Annotated in this window: 17 protein-coding genes; 2 read left to right on the top strand and 15 right to left on the bottom strand. The window is 53.3% G+C overall.

Going from position 1 to position 20,518, the window contains the following annotated elements:
* Window positions 1–178: 178 nt before the first annotated feature.
* Window positions 179–802 (bottom strand): L-threonylcarbamoyladenylate synthase, encoded by a 624-nt coding sequence (locus K7H08_RS04405; protein ID WP_038481748.1) that lies wholly within the window; start codon window positions 800–802, stop codon window positions 179–181.
* A gap of 63 nt (window positions 803–865) precedes the next feature.
* A complete protein-coding gene (locus K7H08_RS04400; protein ID WP_198348581.1) occupies window positions 866–1,813 on the bottom strand; it encodes a PHP domain-containing protein in 948 nt (315 codons plus the stop codon).
* A gap of 164 nt (window positions 1,814–1,977) precedes the next feature.
* Here K7H08_RS04400 and K7H08_RS04395 point away from each other — a divergent pair, with 164 nt between their 5' ends.
* Window positions 1,978–2,277: a YciI family protein gene (locus K7H08_RS04395; protein WP_038481742.1), complete on the top strand. Its 300-nt coding sequence runs from the start codon at window positions 1,978–1,980 to the stop codon at window positions 2,275–2,277.
* A 171-nt stretch (window positions 2,278–2,448) separates the two neighbouring features.
* Window positions 2,449–4,461 (top strand): bifunctional tRNA (5-methylaminomethyl-2-thiouridine)(34)-methyltransferase MnmD/FAD-dependent 5-carboxymethylaminomethyl-2-thiouridine(34) oxidoreductase MnmC, encoded by a 2,013-nt coding sequence (mnmC, locus tag K7H08_RS04390; protein ID WP_231657292.1) that lies wholly within the window; start codon window positions 2,449–2,451, stop codon window positions 4,459–4,461.
* Here the strand turns inward: mnmC and K7H08_RS04385 are convergent.
* The 13 genes from K7H08_RS04385 to ccmA form a co-directional block, all read right to left on the bottom strand.
* Window positions 4,455–4,727 (bottom strand): YheU family protein, encoded by a 273-nt coding sequence (locus tag K7H08_RS04385; RefSeq protein WP_125745817.1) that lies wholly within the window; start codon window positions 4,725–4,727, stop codon window positions 4,455–4,457. The genes mnmC and K7H08_RS04385 overlap by 7 nt on opposite strands.
* Entirely contained in the window at window positions 4,724–6,787 is a 2,064-nt protein-coding gene (gene ligA, locus K7H08_RS04380) for an NAD-dependent DNA ligase LigA (RefSeq protein WP_231657291.1), read from the bottom strand. The genes K7H08_RS04385 and ligA overlap by 4 nt, the downstream gene beginning before the upstream one ends.
* Window positions 6,788–6,876: 89 nt before the next feature.
* Window positions 6,877–8,796 (bottom strand): cell division protein ZipA, encoded by a 1,920-nt coding sequence (gene zipA, locus K7H08_RS04375; protein WP_231657290.1) that lies wholly within the window; start codon window positions 8,794–8,796, stop codon window positions 6,877–6,879.
* A 921-nt stretch (window positions 8,797–9,717) separates the two neighbouring features.
* Window positions 9,718–13,209 (bottom strand): chromosome segregation protein SMC, encoded by a 3,492-nt coding sequence (gene smc, locus K7H08_RS04370; RefSeq protein WP_120385685.1) that lies wholly within the window; start codon window positions 13,207–13,209, stop codon window positions 9,718–9,720.
* Between the two features lie 33 nt (window positions 13,210–13,242).
* The gene (ccmI, locus tag K7H08_RS04365) at window positions 13,243–14,490 is read right to left on the bottom strand and encodes a c-type cytochrome biogenesis protein CcmI (protein ID WP_198348584.1); all 1,248 of its coding nucleotides are present in this window, start codon (window positions 14,488–14,490) and stop codon (window positions 13,243–13,245) included.
* A complete protein-coding gene (locus K7H08_RS04360; protein ID WP_038481721.1) occupies window positions 14,487–14,957 on the bottom strand; it encodes a cytochrome c-type biogenesis protein in 471 nt (156 codons plus the stop codon). Before K7H08_RS04360 ends, ccmI begins: the two co-directional genes overlap by 4 nt.
* The gene (locus K7H08_RS04355; protein WP_038481718.1) at window positions 14,948–15,475 is read right to left on the bottom strand and encodes a DsbE family thiol:disulfide interchange protein; all 528 of its coding nucleotides are present in this window, start codon (window positions 15,473–15,475) and stop codon (window positions 14,948–14,950) included. Before K7H08_RS04355 ends, K7H08_RS04360 begins: the two co-directional genes overlap by 10 nt.
* Complete coding sequence (locus tag K7H08_RS04350) at window positions 15,472–17,490, bottom strand: heme lyase CcmF/NrfE family subunit (RefSeq protein ID WP_038481715.1); 2,019 nt, start codon at window positions 17,488–17,490, stop codon at window positions 15,472–15,474. The genes K7H08_RS04355 and K7H08_RS04350 overlap by 4 nt, the downstream gene beginning before the upstream one ends.
* A 52-nt stretch (window positions 17,491–17,542) precedes the next feature.
* On the bottom strand, window positions 17,543–18,052 hold the full coding sequence (ccmE, locus tag K7H08_RS04345) for a cytochrome c maturation protein CcmE (protein ID WP_038481712.1): 510 nt from the start codon (window positions 18,050–18,052) through the stop codon (window positions 17,543–17,545).
* Window positions 18,042–18,275 carry a heme exporter protein CcmD gene (gene ccmD, locus K7H08_RS04340; RefSeq protein WP_198348585.1) on the bottom strand — a complete coding sequence of 78 codons (234 nt, stop codon included), beginning with the start codon at window positions 18,273–18,275 and terminating at the stop codon, window positions 18,042–18,044. Before ccmD ends, ccmE begins: the two co-directional genes overlap by 11 nt.
* A complete protein-coding gene (locus tag K7H08_RS04335) occupies window positions 18,275–19,015 on the bottom strand; it encodes a heme ABC transporter permease (RefSeq protein ID WP_038481706.1) in 741 nt (246 codons plus the stop codon). Before K7H08_RS04335 ends, ccmD begins: the two co-directional genes overlap by 1 nt.
* A 14-nt stretch (window positions 19,016–19,029) precedes the next feature.
* Entirely contained in the window at window positions 19,030–19,728 is a 699-nt protein-coding gene (ccmB, locus tag K7H08_RS04330) for a heme exporter protein CcmB (RefSeq protein WP_172422509.1), read from the bottom strand.
* A 48-nt stretch (window positions 19,729–19,776) separates the two neighbouring features.
* Window positions 19,777–20,397 carry a cytochrome c biogenesis heme-transporting ATPase CcmA gene (gene ccmA, locus K7H08_RS04325; RefSeq protein ID WP_038481699.1) on the bottom strand — a complete coding sequence of 207 codons (621 nt, stop codon included), beginning with the start codon at window positions 20,395–20,397 and terminating at the stop codon, window positions 19,777–19,779.
* Between the last annotated feature and the right edge of the window lie 121 nt (window positions 20,398–20,518).

Genomic DNA, 20,518 nt, shown 5'->3' with positions numbered 1-20,518 from the left:
AATTTATTTTTATTGATCATTCAAATAAGAAAGATAGCGCGCTAAATGAATAAGTTGATACGCATATCATGTTTAATGTTTTTTGTGGATTTTGGGTGATGGAGAGACAGGCGGGACGACAGCAACCCCCTCGAGACTTTTCACCAAGGGGGTTACCAATACCAACTAGAGAATGGTGTTAACTCGTAAACGGCGTAATATCGCCGCGGCCTTCCCGCACAATTTTGGGCGGCAGCTCGCGTAGGTCAATCACACTCGTGGGGTCAAGATGGCAGGCACCGCCGTCGATAATGGCATCAAGGTGTGCCCCGAAGCGGTCGCGAATCTCCTCAGGATCGCTCATTGGCAGGGTCTCTCCTACCGGAATTAACGTGACGCTCATCAACGGCTCACCTAACGCATCAAGCAGCGCGTGGGTAATGTGGTGATCAGGCACACGCACGCCAATGGAGCGGCGCTTCGGATGCAGCAACAGGCGCGGCACCTCTGTGGTAGCATCCAAAATAAAGGTGTATGGGCCAGGGGTATGAGCCTTCAGCAGCCGAAACACTGCGTTATCCACTTTCGCGTAAGTGCCAATCTCGGAAAGATCCGAACACATCAGCGTGAAATTGTGTTTATCGTCTAACGAGCGCAGCCATTTGATCTTCTCAATGGCTTTCTTTTCACCTAAGTGACAACCCAGTGCATAGCCCGAGTCCGTCGGATACGCGACCACACCACCTTTGCGGATAATATCTATCGCTTGATCAATCAAGCGTTTCTGCGGGTTTTCGGGGTGAATCTGAAAATATTGACTCATCGCTTGCTCCTGCCCTTGGGCATATCGTTGTCCATTTAGTTTCTAGGTTAGCCGATATGCGGTTTAAGACCCAGGACCTAACATACCACTGGGCGCATCGCGCAAATGAACTAAGCGCGGATGCTGCCAAATCGGCGGCGCAGCAGTGCGCGGTATTAAGCTCATACTGCCGGGGGCGGCGTGGCTGCCAGGAAAATGAAAATCGCTGCCCATGGAGGCGTATAAGTCACGCTCCACTAATTGCCGAGCGAGATCGCGAGTGCTGTCTGGATTCTGCTGACCACTCACCAGCTCAACGCTCTGCCCACCGGCGGCTTGAAAGGTATCCATCAGCAAACCTCGCTTGCGCCGGGTAAGCCCATAGCGCAGCGGGTGCGCCAGCACTGCCACACCACCTGAGGCCACCACCCAGGCTACTGCATCACTGATTTCCGGCCAATGAGCTTTTACATCGCCTTTTTTACCACTGCCTAAATAGCGCTTAAACGCGCCTGCCCAGTCATCAACCACTCCTTCAGCGACCAGCGCGCGGGCAAAGTCAGGCCTGCCTAAGGGGCGGTCGCTGCCTGCCTGGGCGCGTGCCTTTTCGAGCGCATCAGGTAAGCCCATTTTTTCCAACCGCTCGGCGATCACTTCAGCACGTTTGATCCGTGCTTCGCGCTGCAGTGCAAGCCCTTCGACCAGAGGCCCTTGCAAGCCGCCGGGCATAAGCGCCACTACATGGATATTAATTCCCTGCCAGCGCGTGGATAACTCACAGCCAGGCACCAGGCAAAGCCCAGCTTGCTGAGCCGCGATGCCCGCTTCTTCAATACCTTCCATGGTGTCGTGGTCTGTCAGCGACATGTGGGTAAGACCACGTGCAGCGCACAGTTTTACCAACTCGGTAGGGGTCAGCGCGCCATCTGACGCGGTAGAGTGCATGTGTAAATCCACCGTATAACGCTGGTCGGCATCAAACACGCGGGGCAGATGGTTTACAGGAAGATAGTTCGCAGGAAGTAGGGGCATAAGCATGACGCCGTGTGGCGAGTTTGTCAGAATAGGGTGGTGTGAATAAAACAGGCACCCTGTTTTCCCTTAACGGTATACAGGCGCTCACCATGGTGCGCGCTTACAGGGGCGCGGTCAATTCAGTACGGAACAACCGCCCTAGCATTCAAGGAGTTATCCCCATGCTTTACGCTATTATCAGTGAAGATGTATCCAACAGCTTGGAGCGCCGTCTAGCGGCACGCCCGGATCACCTTGGTCGCCTGGAAAAGCTGCGTGATGAAGGCCGTTTGGTTCTGGCTGGCCCCCACCCCGCTATTGATACCGATAACCCAGGCGATGCAGGCTTTAGCGGCAGCTTAGTCGTTGCCGAATTTGACAGCCTTGAGGACGCGCAAGCCTGGGCTGACGCCGACCCGTACATCATTGCTGGTGTCTATGCCAAGGTAATTGTTAAGCCATTTAAAAAAGTAATGCCTTGACCGATAGAGGCGAGTGTGAAGAGTCCGCCTTCTTTTTCACAGAGCCTGTGGAAAACTCTGTGAAAACTCGGCGGACGCTTTCCCCAAAGCTAGAGCTGATGCCCTTATCAACAAGTTGATCAATTTTTAACCTATCTTTAACACAAACTTCATCAGTACGGGGATACCCGCGTGACTCAACGCTCTACTGCCCTGCCCCCGCTCGCGGCGTTAACGGCTCCTTTACTCACTTGGAACGAGGCATCCCCCCATTCAGAGGCCTTCGACGATGTGTATTTTTCCAGGGAAGATGGCCGGGCTGAAACCGAGCACGTTTTTCTGGGGGCGAATCACCTTCCTAAGCGCTTTGCGGACTGGAGACACAGCCGCGCTTTTGTGATTGGCGAAACAGGCTTTGGCACCGGGCTTAATATGCTGTGCGCGTGGGACTGTTTTGAACAACACGCACCGAGTACTGCACGTCTTCATCTGTTATCCACCGAGAAATTTCCGCTTGACCGAGTATCTCTTGAGCGCGCGCTAAGCGCCTGGCCTTCATTAGCACACTATGCACAAGTGCTATGCGCCCAATGGCCTGAAGCCGTCAGCGGCATTCACCGCCTTCATCTCAACGAGCGAGTGACTCTCGATCTGCACTTTGGCGACACCACCGAACGACTGAACCTACTCGACGGTCAAGTCGATGCATGGTTCCTAGATGGCTTTGCTCCTGCTAAAAACCCCGAAATGTGGCAGCCTGAGCTGTTCGAAGCCATGGCAGCACGCTCTCGCCCTGGGGCAACATTTGCCACGTTTACCTGTGCCGGCGTCGTTAAACGAGGGTTAAAAGCAGCAGGGTTTAACTGGCAGAAGGTGCCTGGGTTTGGGCGCAAGCGGGAAATGTTAGCGGGCTATATCGACGCACCGCCCAAAGACAATCGCCGCCAGTCAACACCATGGTTCACGCCGCCTGCGGCAAGGCCAGCTAACCATGTGGCCGTCATTGGAGCAGGCATGGCCGGTTGCAGCGTGGCCGCAGCGTTAGCCAAGCGTGGGGTTCAGGTAACGGTCATTGAACGCGATACCCCTGGTGCCGGTGGCTCCGGTAATCGTCAGGGAGCGCTGTATGTAAAATTAGCTGCGGAAACGAACAACCAGAGCCGGTTCTATTTATCAGGCCTTCTCTACAGCCAGCGCTGGCTTAGCCAGCGGGCTTCAGCAACACCACGGGAAGCGCCGCTGTGGCAACCATGTGGCGTGGTACAACTGGCGTTAAGCGACAAGGAGGCCGTTCGCCAACAGCGCTTTATGGCACGCCACCCGCTGCCAGAAGCGGTGGTGTCCGCTCAAACCGAGACGCTTGGCGAGCTGGTGGGTGTTCCGATCACAGCGAGTCACGGACTGTTTTATCCCCAGGCAGGCTGGGTGCACCCCAAATTACTCTGCGAACAGCTACTACAGCACGCGAATATCACCTTGCACCAGGGGGAAGTAACAACCCTTCAGCCCGACGGTAAAGCTTGGCAGATCGTGTTGGCCAACGGAGAAACGCTGACCGCTGATCACGTTGTGGTAGCCAATGCGTCTCTGGCTAACCGCTTTGAACAAACTGCAGCGCTACCGCTACAGCAGGTTCGCGGCCAGGTGAGTGAAATGAAGCTGCCCGAGGGAGTTCAAGGCCCGCAACGTGTGGTATGCGCTGGTGGCTATGTGTCGCCGCCAGTGGAGGGCGTACTGACGTTTGGAGCCAGCTTTGTGCCTAATAACGCCACGAACGACGTTACAACAGCAGACCATCAGCGCAATATTGATGAACTACGCCAAACACTGCCTGAATGGGTCGCCACCCTTGAAACGGCGGGCGTAACGCTAAGCCCCGACACGCTAGCAGGTCGTGCTGCGGTAAGGGCAGCCAGCCCTGACAAAAGCCCCTACGCGGGGCCTGTGCCCAATGCCGACGCATGGCAGCAGGATTACGCGGTGCTGCAAAAAGATGCTTCGAACGTGCCAGATACCCTAGGAGAGCACCATTCAGGGCTGTGGATATCTAGCGCGCACGGCTCTAGGGGCCTTTCCAGCGCTCCGCTCTGCGCCGAAATCATTGCCTCGCGAATGTGTGATGAGCCGATGCCGCTAGAGCTATCGTTAGTGGATCACTTGCACCCTGGGCGACGGATTATCAGTGCGCTAGTACGCGCTCAGTAATCGCCCTCTTCCTCATCATCGGCAAGATCTCGCCCAAAGGAGCGCCATTGGGCGAGAGTCATCACCTCGGTCATTTCTAACTCAAGATCGTGGGCAATAATCAGCTCGTGACGTTCAAGCTGCTGTTTAAGCTCGGCTACCCAGCCGCTCATACCTGCGCCAGTATCGGTTGTATCGTATCCTTGGCGTGTCACAAATGCTTCAAGCAAAGCATCCAGCGTTTCCGGCGGCAGCATGCGTGCTGGCACTTCGATAAAACGGCTCATTCACTCTGCTCCCAGGCAGCTAGACGCTCGATAAAGGTGGCTTCATCGATCACTTCAACGCCCAGTTGCTCTGCTTTGGTTAATTTACTGCCTGCGGCCTCGCCTGCCACAAGGCAGGTGGTTTTCTTGGAAACACTACCCGCCACTTTAGCGCCTAGCGCTTGCAGCCGCGCCTTACCTTCATCGCGGGTCATGGTGTCCATCGTACCGGTAAGCACCCAGGTCTGTCCCTCTAAGGGCGTCGGGCCTTGCGTCACTTCACTCTCTTGCCACATGATGCCAGCATCAAGCAGTGCTTTCAGCGTTGCCAGATTATGGGGTTGACGGAAAAAAGTGTGAACATGGGCGGCGACAATCGGACCAACATCATTCACCGCTTCCAGCGCCGCTTGATCAGCTTCTTGCAAGGCCTGAAGTGTACCGAAGTAGCTGGCTAAATTTGCCGCTGTGGCTTCGCCTACTTCGCGAATACCCAAGGCGTAAATAAAACGAGCCAACGTGGTGTGCTTAGCCTTATCCAGGGCATTTACCAAGTTGGTCGAGGACTTTTCCCCCATGCGTGGCAGCGTCTGAAGCTGCTCAGCGGTGAGATGAAATAAGTCTGCTGGCGTTTTCACCCAGTCCAGATCCACCAACTGCTCAATCAGCTTCTCACCCAGCCCATCGACATCTAGCGCTTTACGGCTGGCGAAATGCTTCAGCGCCTCTTTACGCTGCGCGGCACAATAAAGCCCACCCGAGCAACGAGCGACCGCCTCGCCTTCCAGCCGTTCAATATCCGAACCACACACCGGGCAGTGCTCGGGAAAGGTAATCACGCGCGCCTGGGCAGGACGCTTGTCGATATCGACTCGTACCACTTGGGGAATCACGTCGCCTGCCCGACGAATGGCCACCGTATCACCAATCATGACACCTAAGCGGGTGATCTCATCTGCGTTATGCAGCGTAGCATTTGATACCGTCACACCAGCAACGGTGACAGGCTCTAGCCTAGCAACTGGGGTAATCGCGCCAGTACGGCCTACCTGAAACTCTACATCGTTAAGGGTCGTGACTTCTTCCTGAGCAGGAAATTTAAATGCTACCGCCCAGCGTGGCGCCCGTGCCACAAAGCCAAGCTCTCGCTGGTGGCGCAGATCGTTTACTTTAATCACGACGCCATCGATGTCGTAACCCAATTGGTCTCGCTTTTCACCCAGTTGCTCGCAGTAATCAGCCACCAGCTCAGGACCATTGACAGTGCGGAGCTCCGTGCTGGAGCGAAAGCCCCATGCCTTTAGCCTTGCCATTTGCTGACTATGAGTTGTCATTGGGCTACTGCTCAGCTCACCATCGCCAAGGTTCGTCATATCGAGCCGGGCAACTTGATAAGCATGAAACTCTAATGGGCGCGTTGCGGTAATCCGCGGATCGAGCTGTCGCAGGCTGCCAGCCGCCGCATTACGCGGGTTAGCAAATACCTTGCTGCCTTCTTCTCTGGCTCGATCATTCAGCGCTTCAAAGCCCGCATGGCGCATAATAACTTCGCCGCGTACTTCTAATAATGCAGGAATGTTGTCGCCCATTAGCTTTAACGGAACAGACCGCAAGGTGCGCAAATTCGATGTAATGCCTTCTCCGGTTCGGCCATCACCACGGGTTGCACCACTAACCAATACGCCCTGCTCGTACACTAAAGAGACTGCGGCACCGTCGAGCTTTGGCTCACAGCTAAACTCAACGCTATCAGCCTGACACTCCAAACGTTCAGCGACACGCTCAGCAAAGGCGGTAATATCATCACGGCTAAATGCGTTATCCAAAGAAAGCATGGGAATCGCATGAGCGACTTCAGGGAACCCTTCCGCTGGTGCAGCCCCCACGCGCTGGGTAGGGGAATCCGATGAGACTAAATCGGGGTATTCGGACTCCAATTGCTTCAACCGCTGCAGCTTGCGGTCGTAATCTGCGTCGGTCAGCTTAGGCTCATCTAATATATAGTAGCGGTAGTTTGCATCATCAAGATCGGCGCGCAGTTGGCTAATCTCTTCCAGAAGTTTTTTCTCAGGCTGACTCATTCAGATGTTCCGGCATACAAAAAAACAGGTGTTTAGTAACAAAAACACCCGCCTTCTTTGGGAAGGCGGGTGTTAACGAAACGCGACGCTTAACGCGCTTGCAGTTGGCGATGCAAGCGATGGCGACGTTCAAAGTCATGAACGCGCTGCCTTGCAAACTCAATGGTTTGCGCCGTCATTACGCTACGGTTTTCATCTTTAAGCTCACCGCCCATATGGCGTACGACAACCATCGCCGTTTCGACCATCGCTTCAAACGCTGCTGAACTATCTTCGGCGCCGGGCAGCGGCATCAGGAACGTAATACCAGGGGTCACAAACTCATCCATTTCTTCAATGGGGAACGTACCAGGCTTAAGTACATTCACCATTGAAAATTGCAGTTCGCTATCGAAGCTTTCTGTTTCAAAACGGTGAAAGACACCCATTTCACGGCTATATCGAAGACCGCAGGCCATGATTAGCTCAAGCAATTTACCGCCATCAAAACCTTCAGGCTCCCGCGAAAGCACACTGATCACGACCATTTCAGAAGCGTCGGTGAGCGCATCTCTAGCCCGCTCACTATTAACATCGTGACGTAACGCTTTTTCTAACGTGGGGTGTGTACGTACAACGTTATCCCGATGTCCCGTTTCAGGCACATAATCATCGTAGTCATCAACATCGTGATAACTCTCATCGTGCGCAGAAATCGTCGGCTCATTATATTGCGCAGCCTCTCGCTCCGCGGCAGCGGTCATTGCAGCGGCCTCACGCGCTTCGGCTTGCTCTTGAGCAATACGCGCTTTTTCAGCGTCGGCTGCCTCTTTTGCTTCACGCCGCTGCTGCGCCTCAAGCGCTTTACGCTCGGCTTCAAGTGCTTTACGTTCTGCTTTTTGCTTGGCTAGTGCTTCCGCACGTTTCGCCTTCTCTGCTTTCTTACGCTCTTTCTCTTTACGACGCTCAATCAAGCGACGTTTAAAGGAACGCCCAATGCCTTCGAAGTCGACCAAGCGGTATTCATCAACCTCGTCGTCATCTAGCTCTCTGTCTCCACCGACGGTATCAGAACGCAATTGACGCCGCCTGGGCGTATCAGCTGCATGTTGTACTGCATCTTCAGGTTCAACTCTTAGCGTCGGCTCTGCTTCTGCAGTCGGCTCAGCTGCAGCACTGGGTTCTTCTGACGCTTTTTCGATTGAAGCCTTTACGGTTGATGCAATTTGTTCACCAGTTCCAACTGATACCGCCTCTAGGCGGCTGTTAGCTTCAAGATTAGCAGCTTCTTCGTGTTGAGCCGTTGGCTGTTCTTTCTCAACATCAACTTGCTGACCGCTAACGCCTGACTCGTAATGCTCGGTGGGTTCAGGTACTGACTGTGAATCGTGGCTGTCAGGGCGACGGGCTTCAGCTGTAGCGGCAGGCTGGCTACTCGTCATTTGGTGAGTAGCGTCTGTGTGCTGAGTTTCATTGCTAACTGTATTGCTGGGATTCTCATCAGCCATAAATATGCTAGGCTCCCGGCGCTCGGGTTCAGGAATTGCAGACATGCCTAACGTGTGCTCGGCTGAAGCAGTATCTGGCTGAACGGATGTATGGCTCGTCGACGTGGGATGCCCGACAGCAGAAGACTGTTCATGTTTTCGAGGCTCATTTTTACGAGACCACGAAAAATGCGCATTGGCTTTTGACTTGGCCGAACTGGCAGAGTTGGAAAAAGAACGGCGAAAATCAGACAGTACTTTGGAAGGCCCTGGGTGCTCTTGGCGTTCCAGCTTAGGTTTTTGACCAAGGTTGCTGTAGTCAGCAGGCTTGACGACCCGGGCACCACCGTTAGGCAGTTCCCAGTTTATTTCCGCTTCTTTGACTTCATCATTAAATTCTTCGAATTTAGCGGCTGGCAAGTCTTTAACTGCTTGATCCAGACGGGGCACACGGCGTTGGCGCTGAAGCCTTCGCACACCGTCAACTACGATGAGCGAAACCAGTGCCAGTCCTAGAATGATTAACCACTCTCTTAATTCCATGTCGAGCATTCCATGGGTCAATATACCGGTTGCAAAGGCGCAATGCCTAATGACGTAACATATCCGAAATTAGCTAATTATCATCAAGCATAGCGCGGTTGCTACGAAAAGGGCCACTTTTTGCAGATTTTCACGCTTTAACACTCCTACAAGGTGGTTTTAGGCCAAATCTTTGACTATATCAACCAAGAAAAGTGCCATTTTAGCGCTAATTTATCCCGACAGGACACATCGTCACATCATCGTCTGCTTTCTATAGGGAGAAATTTCGCTCCCTTGGCTCGCCTTCTCACACCGTAACATGACAAGCCCACATTCAAACTTACGTAACGTAACGAAACGCCACTGCTCTTCTGCTCAATTGCCCAGCCAACTGCTGTTCGATCAAAAGCTATTCTGCTACAAACCTATCTATTACAAACATATCTATTACAAACCTATCTATTACAAACCTACGTCACCAAAAATTCCGTCGTAACGAGTAGTATTTAATAGCTAATGAAATCATAGCATATATGTTTTAAACCCTTAACTAACGCTATACAAAGGTAATGAAAGTTCACATTTCAGATTTGTCAATTTTAGATAGATGAACATGCTTAACTGCACGATACGCTTTAGCAGGAGCAGCCCTCAGCGCCCATGATCAAAGCAGTTAATCAGAAACCTAGAATAAATATAAATCATTGATAAAAAAGGAATTTTATAATAAAAAAATGAAGAAATAAACGCTATCAATAGCCACTAATGAACCTAATCTGGGATAGCTAAGCAAAAGCAGAAAGACTCACTATCGGTTCAGCACACAACCCGTCATAGGCTTGCTCTACCGCGATTTTTACATATTTCCCGAGGCTTTTAATGGGTGAAAACTCGTTTAGTTCACCACCATTGAAGGCGTCAAATTTGCTGAGAAAGCACTTAGTCAACCAGTGCTGCAGCCTCATCAATCCCTACCGAAACAAGCCTAGACACACCAGGCTCCTGCATGGTGACACCCATCAAGCGCTCAGCAGCCTCCATAGCAATTTTGTTATGGGTGATATAGATAAACTGAACGCTTTCAGACATTTCTTTAACAAGTTTGGCGTAGCGCCCTACGTTGGCATCATCCAGCGGCGCATCGACTTCGTCCAACATGCAGAAAGGCGCAGGGTTCAACTGGAAAATTGCGAAAACCAGCGACAGTGCTGTTAGCGCCTTTTCTCCCCCTGAGAGTAGGTGAATAGTGCTGTTTTTCTTACCAGGCGGCCGCGCCATAATTGCCACACCGGTTTCCAGCAAATCATCCCCGGTGAGGGTTAGCCAAGCAGCTCCCCCACCGAAAACCCGTGGAAATAGCGTTTGTAGACCCGTATTAACCTGGTCAAATGTTTCTCGAAAGCGAACGCGAGTTTCCTGATCGATGCGTTTAATCGCCCGCTCTAACGTTTCCAATGCTTCCGTAAGCTCAGCATGCTGAGCTTCCAAGTAGTTACGCCGTTCAGCTTGCTGATCGTACTCTTCGATCGCGGCAAGGTTAATGGCGCCTAAACGGCGAATCTTATCTGTGGTGTTTTCCAACCGCTCCTGCCAAGCAGTTTCACTGGCGTCGCTAGGCAAGTGCTCTGCTAAAGCATCGGGATCATGGCCTAGCTCAGCTAATTGTTCATCTTGGGTTGCCGCTTTCAGCGCCAGCGCTTGTACATCCATACGCCGCTGTTGTAACTGTTCACGACTCTGTTCCAAGTTGCGCTCGTGCTGCTGGCGAGCCAGCTCGTCGTTGCGCAGTTGCTCTGCCAATGCCTGAGCTTGCTGGCGGGTATCATTAAGACGCCGCTCCTGCTGCTCGCGCTGGTGTAGCAACTCCTCTAATTCTTCAGCAGCCAGTTCGTCTGGCTCTACCAGCATTTCCCGTGACTCTTCTAACTCAGCAATACGCAGCGAAAGGCGCTCTTCACTATCGCTACTACGACTTTGTTGGGCTCGCAGGCTATCCCGCTCAGCATTTAATCGCTCTCGCTCTAGCGCCAATGCCTGCTGACGCGCCTTCATGGGAGCATGTTGTTGATTTAACTGGTCACGCTGCTCACGTTGGCGACTACGCTGTTCAGCACTGGTTTCACGGGCTTCGGCAGCAGCTTCTAACTGCTCCATCGCTGCATGCCAGCGCGCGCGCTGCTCTTCTAAAGTGAGCGTTAACTCCGCCTCATCCTCTTGTAGTTGGGCGAGCTCATCATCCAACTCAGTGGCGCGGCTCTCTAAATGTTCTAGGCGCTGAGCTAGTCGCTGCTCTTTCACCGCAAGCTGTTGGAGCGAAGCGGCGTGGGCACGCTCTTGCTCAGCCTGCTGCTCACGGGTTTGCTCTAGCACTTCAATGGCTTCGCTAGCGGCTTCGCACTGCTCATCCAGCAACGCTAACGCGTCTTCATCCTGTGTAAGACGGGCGTCTAATTCGTCAAACCGACGGCGTGTCACCAACAGTGCATCAACACCTTCACCATTGGCCTGTTGATGCAACCAGCCGCGTCCACGCCATACGCCTTCGCGGCTGACAACACTCTCTCCAGGCGCCAAATTACCTAGTAGCGTCTCAGCATCTTCGTTCGTTTCTGCGAAGTGAATACTCGCTAACCATTCGCCTAACGCACCTGCCCCAGACACCAGAGAATCCAAGCGCTGCGCGGATGTCGCTGGCCGCTCAGCCTGGTCGATTAAGCACCAATCAGTGGCTAGGGCATTAGGCAGCGCGTTTAGCTGGTTCGCTGACACTAAACGGGCGTTTAACCACGGCGCAAGCAGCCAGGAAATCACTCGCTCCCAGCCAGATGCAACACTAATCGCTTCACCAAGACGTGGCGCATCGGCTAAGCCGTGAGCCACTAATGCATCGCTCAGATCTGGGTCGTGATCAGCTAAGGCGGCATCAATTAACGCCTTCAATGACGCGAGTTCGCCTTGATGTTGACTTAGTTCAGCACGCTGCTGATCTCGCGCCTGGGTGGCCTGCTGATAAGCGGCTTTGGCATCGCTATAGCGCTGCTGCCAATGGTCACGTTCGGTTTGAAAGGCTTCAGCACGCTGCTCAGCCTCTTCCCGCTGGGCTTGGCATTCGGCGTGTTCATTGCGCAGTTCAGTGACATCGGCAAGTTCGCCACGCTGCTGACGGCGGCGCTGGTTCTCCGCCTGCATGCGCGCAATACGCTGCTCTAAATCGCGTAATTGGTCTTGGCTACGGTCCGCTTCCCGACTAGCATCGCGCCAGTGATTTTCTGCATCGGCCCACTGCTGTTCGGCAGCTTCAAGAGCGGGGGTCGCATCCGCTAAGGTTTGCTCAAGCGTCTCTAGCTGCTCTTCAAGGGCTTCATGCTCTGGAAGCAAGTCCTCTAAACGAGCCTCTATCGCGACAAGTCGCTCTTGATCGCCTTCGCTGACTCGGCGCTGCTCATCAAGGTCGCGGCGCGCCGTTGCTATATCGCTCGCCAATTGAGCTTCACGACTGCGGCGGTGCGCTTGATCCTGCTCCAGGCGGGCAATACGGGTGGTGGTTTCAAAGAACTGTTGCTGGTGGCGTTCTAGCACATCGGCAAGTTCATCGTGCTGTTCACGCGCTTGTTCCAGGCGCGTTTCACACTGACGTACGCCAAATACGTCTTTCTCAACCGCAATTTCCAGCTCGCGCACTCGGCTTTCTTGGTGAGATTGCTCAGCACGCAATGCGCGTCCGCGTACTAACGCCAGCTCACCTTTTAGCCGGTACTCCTGCTGCTTTAACTCTTGGTAGCGCTTGGCTGCTTCTGCCTGACGCTTAAGGCGTTCGAGCTGTTTGTCCAACTCTTCACGGATATCATCCAGGCGTTCCAAATTCTCCTGGGTGCGGCGCATACGGTTTTCGGTTTCTCGGCGGCGCTCTTTATATTTTGAAATACCCGCGGCCTCTTCCAGCGTGGCACGCAGGTCATCGGGGCGTGCTTCGATTAGCCGTGAAATCATCCCCTGGCCGATAATGGCGTAAGAACGCGGGCCTAAACCAGTGCCCATAAACAGATCAGCGATATCTCGCCGACGGCACTTTTGACCATTAAAGAAGTAATTGGATTGGCCGTCGCGGGTGACTAAGCGCTTTACCGCAATTTCTGAGTACTGCGCGTAAACGCCCCCCATGCCTCCATCGCGGTTATCGAACTTGAGCTCGATAGAGGCTTGGCTGATCGGCTTACGACCGGTGGAGCCGTTGAAGATAACATCGGCCATCGATTCACCGCGCAGGGTTTTAGCTGAGGATTCCCCCATTACCCAGCGCACCGCATCGATGATATTAGATTTGCCACAACCGTTTGGCCCAACGATGGCGGTCATATTGCCATCGAAGGGCACCGTTACTGGATCGACAAAAGACTTGAACCCAACAAGACGAATAGAGGTTAAGCGCATTACGACCCTTAGCTGCGGTTGTTTGCGTGGACGTTATTCAAAAACGCGGTCAATAACAACATTTGCCGCATCATCCTCACTAATAGGTCCAACGCTTACGCTCTCTAGATCGCCAAACAGATCACCAGGCTGAGGGGTTGCCTGACCAGATTGCGAAACGCGAACAACTAAGCGTGCTTCGCGCACCTGGGAGATTTGCGCTTGGGGTGACATAGCCGCGTTGTCATCCAGCACAACAGTCATGGGAAGCTCTGACACTTGGGCACGAATAACAGCCAACGGCGGCAGCTCGCCTTTCATGTCTCGAGCAGTGATAAACACGCTAGCATCGTCACTGACGTTATCCATCAGTGCTTCGTCTAATGAGACAGTCACACGCACGCCCTGGCTTTGGGCGGCCTCAACCGCCGCTGCTTCAGGCTCTACCCCTAAACGCTCTTGAGCAACGCGAATACCTTCGCGCAAGGAAGATGCCGTTTCGGGATCTTCTATGTTTGCGACAGCACGACGCCAGCGGTCAATCGCTGTTTCATAGTCCCCATTATCAAACGCATGGATACCAAGCAAACCGAGCACTGTGGGCTGGCGTGGGTCTTGCGCTAGCGTCTCATCCACTAGCGACTGTACTTCGGGAGTCAGTTCGCGTTCCGCCATAAAAAAGCGCAGTTGAGCAAGTTGCGCTAACAGCGGAGGAATCCGCCCTTCAATAGCAATCAACCGCTCTAACGCATCGACAGCCTTGTCGGACTGACCAGTTTCACGGTAAAGCGGAAACAGTGAACTCCACACATTGGGGTTATTCGGCTGACGCTCGGCTTCTGCTTCCATGCGTTCTAAATACATGGCCAGTGAGCCATCGGGATCGTTTTGCACTTCTTGCTGAATAGCGTAAAGCGTTAAATCGCCTTCCGCGCCGTTTTGCTGATACCAAAACGTACTCGCCCCCACCACGGCTACCATAACCAAGGGAATAGCAAGCCTGCCCGCCGTCGCCGTTTTTAAGGGACGCTTAGTACGGCTGGCAGTGTCTTCCAACAGGCTACGCTCTAGCTCCAGACGGTCTTCTTTAAACCGCTCCTCATCCATATCGCCACGTTCGTGAGCAGCTTCCAACGAGGCCAAACGACGCTTAAAAATCGCCACGTTTTGCTCATCAGCGGTATCGTTAGCTTCGAAGTGATCTAGCTTGTCGCGTAGCGTGCGGGCATCGCGCATCGGCGCTATCAATAACCAAAGCGCGGGGAGTAATAGTAAAGCAATCGCAATCCACAGCGGTGTCATGAAGACCTCTCGCGGTTAATCAGGGCATCCAGACGGGCACGTTCTTCGGCGCTAAGCGCTTTCGCTGAGGCATTACGACGAGCGCGAACCATCATCACGACGACCACTACACCGAGCAGCACTAACCCTATCGGTAATCCCCACAACAGGTAAGTACGGTTTTCTAAACGCGGGTTATAGAGAATGTACTCTCCAAACCGCTGCACCATATGGTTAACAATCTCGATATCCGATTGACCATCCTGGAGCAATTGATAGACACGCTCACGCATATCAGCGGAAATTGGCGCATCAGAATCATCGATTGCTTGGTTCTCACATAAAGGGCAGCGCATCGAGGCAGTGAGATCATGGTAACGCTGCTCCATAACAGGATCGTCGAACTCACGTATCTCAATACCGCCGGCCAACGCGCCGCTAGTCAGTGTCAGCAGCGCGACGGTAAGCATTAAGCGTATTAGCGCCATTTTTCCACCTCCGGCAGAATGCGTTCACGAACGTCTTCCGGCGACACGTAACCTTTGTGGTGGTAGCGAATGACACCGTCAGCATCAACCAAGAAGGTTTCCGGTGCACCGTAAACCCCCAGATCAAAGCCAAGGCTACCGTCTGGATCAAACACATTAACTTCGAAGGGATCACCAAACTCGCTCAAGAACTCCAGCCCTTTTTCGCGAGTATCTCGATAGTTAATGCCGACCATGCGAATGCCCTGATCAGCCAACTCCAGCAACTGCGGCATTTCCTGCTTACAAGCGGGGCACCATTCGCCCCATACATTTACCAGGGTGACATCGCCAGTTAACAGGGTTTGATCAACTTGGCGATTTTCATCGCGCAGTGTCGTGGCTTCAAACGTAGGAAACTGCCTGGCCATTAGCGCCGAGTCGCGGTGCGAAGGGTCGCGCCCTAGCCCTTGATAAAGGAATAAGGCAATCCCCAGAAAGCCAATCGGTAGTAGTAAAAGCAATAGACGACGTGTCATACCATAGCTTCCTTCGACGTTGCAGACTCAGACGTTGCAGAAGCCGGGCTAGCAGGCGCTTTGCGCGATACGACACGACGGTACCGCTTATCAACTATCGCCAGAATGCCACCGAAAGCCATCAACAACCCACCGAGCCATAACCAGCGTACAAACGGTTTGTATTGAACACGCATCGCGTAGCTACCATCGCCAAGGTCTTCCCCCATGGCGACATAGAGGTCGCGGAAAAGCCCGGGACGAAGCGCCACCTGGGTCATGGGCATTCTGGTAGCGAGATAGAGGCGCTTTTCTGGGCGCATCACAAAACTGCGTCCGGAGTCGCCGCGCTGCACTTGAATGATGGACGTGTCCGCCAGGAAGTTCGGGCCGCGGCGATTGGTCAGTTCCGTCATGGTGAATTGATACCCCGCCACTTCAACAGTCGTGCCCGGTGACATCCGCACGTTGCGTTCGATGTTGTAATTGGAAACAACCGCCACGCCAACAATGGTAACCGCAATGCCCACATGACCAAGCACCATGCCCCAATACGCTAACGACAGCTTGCGCAGCCCAGCCAAAAAGGAGCTGGCATGGCGGACTTTATCGAGCACGTCACGCACGATAGGCAGTACGATCCAGAGCGCCGAAATAATGCCTAAAGAGACCCACAGATTCCATTCGCCGCCATATAGCAACGGCATAGCACTTCCCAGGACCAGCGCAGCAGCGCCTGACAGCCAAAGCTTACGCCACAGTTCACTGGCATTCATGCTTTTCCAGCGAGCGATCGGACCAAGTCCCATAAACATGCACATCACCACCGTTAGCGGTACAAAAAGTGCATTAAAGTACGGAGGCCCTACGCTGATTTTACCTAACCCAAGGGAGTCCAAAATTAGCGGGTAGACCGTCCCTAACAGTACGGTGACCGTCATAATGACCAGTAGAATATTATTGACCAGCAACAACGAATCACGGGATAACCAATTAAAGCCGACTTTGTGGCTCACACGGGGCGCGCGCAGCGCAAATACCAGCAGCGAAAGCGTTACGGTAATCGCCAACAGCATTAAGATAAAGAAGCCGCGGGAAGGGTCGTTAGCAAACGCGTGCACTGAGGTCAGGACGCCTGAGCGCACCAGAAACGTGCCCATTAATGACAGCGAGAAGGTTGAAATAGCCAGCAGTACTGTCCAGCTTTTAAACGAACCGCGCTTTTCAGTGACCGCCAACGAGTGCACCAGCGCCGTTCCTGTTAGCCAGGGCAGCAGTGAGGCGTTTTCAACCGGATCCCAGAACCACCAGCCGCCCCAGCCCAGCTCGTAATAAGCCCACCAACTACCTAGCGCGATGCCTACGGTTAGAAATGCCCAGGCCACATTAGTCCAGGGACGTGCCCAACGGGTCCAGGCAGCGTCTAAACGCCCACCTAGCAACGCAGCAATGGCAAATGCAAATACCACCGAGAAACCGACATACCCCATATACAGCATCGGGGGATGCACAACCAACCCGAAGTCCTGCAGCAGTGGATTAAGATCAGCCCCGTCTTGAGGCATATTCGGCAGTAGCCGCTCAAATGGATTGGAGGTCATCAAGATAAATAGTAGGAAGCCAACGCAGACCATCCCCATGACGCCTTGCACTCGCGCTACCATATCGCGAGGCAAATCACCGGAAAATACCGAAGCGGCATACCCCCAACCAGCCAGCATTAAGCTCCACAATAAGACCGAGCCTTCATGATTTCCCCACACGGCACTAAACTTGTAGTACCAGGGCAGTAGCGAGTTAGAATTGTTGGCGACGTTAGCAACGCTGAAGTCATCCAGCAGGTAACTGGCCGTTAGGCACAAATAGGCAATGGCAATAAAGAAGAACTGCCCTGTTGCCATGGGCTTGCCATAAGCCATCCATAGTGGACGCCGAGTAGCTGCCCCCGCCAGCGGCATCACAGCTTGTATCACGGCCATTAAAAGGGCAATGACCAGAGCAAAGTGGCCGATTTCAGGAATCATTTTGATGAACATGCGCGCTCCGAATTAGCAGTGGGCATAACCGCCTGCTTGACACGATAAGACATTAATAATCGCTTGCTTGGGGGGTGCCTTCCTGCTCCAAACGCTTACCCACCTCAGCCGCTTTTGCCTGATAATCTGCCGGGGAGTAACCTGCCTCTTCTAATGCTTGCGCCACTTCGGGCGGCATATAATTTTCATCGTGGCGGGCTAGGACTTTATCGGCATATAAGCGCCCATCTGTCTGAAGTTCTCCTACCACGACCACCCCCTGCCCTTCACGGAAAAGATCCGGCAGAATCCCGCTGTAGTAGACCTCCAAATCATCGACGTAATCCGTCACGGTAAACTCAACATCAAGGCTTTCAGGATCACGCGACACTGACCCCTCTTTAACCATTCCGCCCGCGCGAATCTGGCGTTCCATGGGTGCGTCGCCCTGAGCAATTTGCACCGGGCTAAAAAATAAATTGATGTTGGAGCGCAGCGCATAAAGTGTCAGCCCCACCGCTATCGCGGTTAATGAAACCAACCCTAAAATAACGAACAGCTTCTGTTTACGTTTAGGCGTCATTACGAACGTCCCTTTGAGCAGAGTTAACCGGTGCTTGCGCGGCCTGGGGATGGGCATTTTGGCGGCGCACACGGCGCTTCACGCCTTTCAGCAGTTGGCTGCGCTCGAGGCGCGCATGCCAAACTATCACCAGCATCAACAACGCAGTAATGCCCCAAGCAGCCCACACATAAAGCCCGTGGCCACCCATGGCAAAAAATTCATTAAGTGAGGAAAAAGCCATTATCTCACCTCCTCTACTAGCTCTTGCACCCAGCGCTTATTGGTTTCACGGCGCAGTATTTCACTGCGCGTACGCATCAGGGTTAACGCTATAAAAAAGCAGTAGAAACCGAGTACCATAATGAGCAGCGGTGCCCACATTTCCATGGGCATTGCCGAACGTCCGGTAATCGTAAACGAGGCAGGCTGGTGCAGGGTGTACCACCAGTCCACCGAATATTTGATGATCGGAATATTAATCACGCCCACCATCGCCAGCACTGAGGCTGCACGAGATCCGCTATCGCGACTACTGAAAGCGCCGCGCAGTGCAATGACACCTAAATACAAAAACAGCAAAATCAGCATGGACGTTAAACGCGCGTCCCACATCCACCAGGTTCCCCAGGTAGGCACGCCCCATACTGCGCCTGAAAAAAGTGCTACAAAGGTCATCGCCGCACCTAATGGCGCCATCACGGTGGCAGCCATATCGGCTACTTTGATTTTCCAGACCATAAATACCAAGCCTGAAATTGCCATTGAGACAAAAATGGATTGTGCTAGGAAAGCGGCAGGAACGTGGACATAGATAATCCGAAAGCTATTGCCCTGCTGATAATCCGCGGGAGCAAATACCAGCCCCCAAACGCTTCCCAGCAGTAACAGGAGCACCGCCGCTGCCCAGAACCAGGGCTGAAGCTTGGCGCTAATCGCGTAGAACCACTTGGGTGATCTCAGTTTATTTATAAAGGCCCACATGGTGTTTTCGTCCTTTAACCGTTGATGCTGATGCGTAGCGAGGCGGCAATAGCCCAAGGTGCTAGCATTAACGAAATCGCTAAAAGTGCGCCCAAAATAGCCAGATGCGCCGCGATACCATCGCCTAAAATAGCGGCCTGCACGGCGCCAGCACCAAAAATAAGCACTGGAATATAGAGCGGCAGCACCAGCAGTGACAGCAATACACCGCCGCGAGCTAATCCGACGGTCAGCGCGGCGCCAATCGCACCAATCAAGCTGAGGCTTGCGGTTCCTAATGCCAGCGATAGCGCTAAAACCATGTAACTACCGGCAGGAAGTGCCAACATGATACCTAAAATCGGCGCCATAAGTGCCAAAGGCAGTCCTGTCAGCAGCCAGTGAACAGCAACTTTGGCAAGGCTAAGCGCCGCCAGCGGCTGAGGGGCTAACAGTAGCTGCTCCAAACTGCCGTCGTCGTAGTCGCTCCGGAACAGACTATCCAGAGAAAGCAATGCCGCTAGCAATGCCGCCACCCACAGCAACCCAGGCGCTATTTCTGCCAGTAACTGGGGATCAGGTGAAATGCCGATCGGAAAGAGCGTAATCACTAAGGCAAAAAACACCAATGGGTTAAGCACTTCACCACGACGACGTAGCAACAGCGTTAGATCTCGCTTAAAGGTGGCACTAATGGCAACCATGAGCCCACCGGAGGGCGCATGCATCGACATTTCTGGGATGCCTGTCGTGGCGTGTGAGCTTGGCAACACTGTCTCCTTCTACCCCAGTTGAACGCGCCTAAGCACGGATGATGCGGTTAACTCATGATGTGTCGTCACTAACACACAGCCTCCCGCGTTGGCATGCGCAACAAGCTGCGCTTCTAGTGCTGCCACTCCGTGGCGATCAATTGCTGTAAAAGGTTCATCCAGGACCCACAATGCCCGCTTAGTAAGCGTCAGTCTCGCAAGGGCAATTCGCCGCTGCTGTCCAGCAGAAAGCTGCCCTGCGGGTACATCCTCAAAGCCACTCAGCCCAACCTGTTCCAGCGCTTTTTCACGCTGACAATCGTCGCCTTTTTCGCCGCTAAGCGCTTGGTACCACGCTAAGTTTTCCAGCGGAGAAAGACCCGCTTTTATGCCAGGGGCATGTCCTAAATAGAGTAGATTGGCGAGAAAATGTTCACGCACCTTGCGCATTGAGTCGCCATTCCAATAAATGTCGCCATGGTAGTCGCTCAACTGGCCTGAGAGAATTTTCAACAGTGTCGTTTTTCCGCTCCCGTTAGGGCCTTCGATGCGCACTATTTCGCCACGTTGAATATCAAGATCTAGCCCCTCAAACAGCCAACGATCATCGCGTTCACAGGCTAGCTGTCGGGCTTGTAGGCAGAGGCTCAAGGATATCTCCAGGCACGTAGATTTTGCGTCGAACTCTACACGGAAAGCCCCTTTCTCGCCAGTCGCTCTCTGCGGTCTGGGGTCGCATCACATTTCAACCAATCTTCGCTTAAGAACAATA

The organism is Halomonas sp. IOP_6, assembly GCF_021151565.1.
Classification (GTDB): domain Bacteria; phylum Pseudomonadota; class Gammaproteobacteria; order Pseudomonadales; family Halomonadaceae; genus Vreelandella; species Vreelandella alkaliphila.
This window is presented reverse-complemented; position numbering and strand designations above follow the sequence as displayed.

Bases quoted from the DNA above. Each gene is read 5' to 3' on its own strand.
- K7H08_RS04405 (WP_038481748.1), bottom strand. From the start codon at position 802: ATGAGTCAATATTTTCAGATTCACCCCGAAAACCCGCAGAAACGCTTG.
- K7H08_RS04400 (WP_198348581.1), bottom strand. From the start codon at position 1,813: ATGCCCCTACTTCCTGCGAACTATCTTCCTGTAAACCATCTGCCCCGC.
- K7H08_RS04395 (WP_038481742.1), top strand. From the start codon at position 1,978: ATGCTTTACGCTATTATCAGTGAAGATGTATCCAACAGCTTGGAGCGC.
- K7H08_RS04385 (WP_125745817.1), bottom strand. From the start codon at position 4,727: ATGAGCCGTTTTATCGAAGTGCCAGCACGCATGCTGCCGCCGGAAACG.
- ligA (WP_231657291.1), bottom strand. From the start codon at position 6,787: ATGAGTCAGCCTGAGAAAAAACTTCTGGAAGAGATTAGCCAACTGCGC.
- zipA (WP_231657290.1), bottom strand. From the start codon at position 8,796: ATGGAATTAAGAGAGTGGTTAATCATTCTAGGACTGGCACTGGTTTCG.
- smc (WP_120385685.1), bottom strand. From the start codon at position 13,209: ATGCGCTTAACCTCTATTCGTCTTGTTGGGTTCAAGTCTTTTGTCGAT.
- ccmI (WP_198348584.1), bottom strand. From the start codon at position 14,490: ATGACACCGCTGTGGATTGCGATTGCTTTACTATTACTCCCCGCGCTT.
- K7H08_RS04360 (WP_038481721.1), bottom strand. From the start codon at position 14,957: ATGGCGCTAATACGCTTAATGCTTACCGTCGCGCTGCTGACACTGACT.
- K7H08_RS04355 (WP_038481718.1), bottom strand. From the start codon at position 15,475: ATGACACGTCGTCTATTGCTTTTACTACTACCGATTGGCTTTCTGGGG.
- K7H08_RS04350 (WP_038481715.1), bottom strand. From the start codon at position 17,490: ATGTTCATCAAAATGATTCCTGAAATCGGCCACTTTGCTCTGGTCATT.
- ccmE (WP_038481712.1), bottom strand. From the start codon at position 18,052: ATGACGCCTAAACGTAAACAGAAGCTGTTCGTTATTTTAGGGTTGGTT.
- ccmD (WP_198348585.1), bottom strand. From the start codon at position 18,275: ATGGCTTTTTCCTCACTTAATGAATTTTTTGCCATGGGTGGCCACGGG.
- K7H08_RS04335 (WP_038481706.1), bottom strand. From the start codon at position 19,015: ATGTGGGCCTTTATAAATAAACTGAGATCACCCAAGTGGTTCTACGCG.
- ccmB (WP_172422509.1), bottom strand. From the start codon at position 19,728: ATGTCGATGCATGCGCCCTCCGGTGGGCTCATGGTTGCCATTAGTGCC.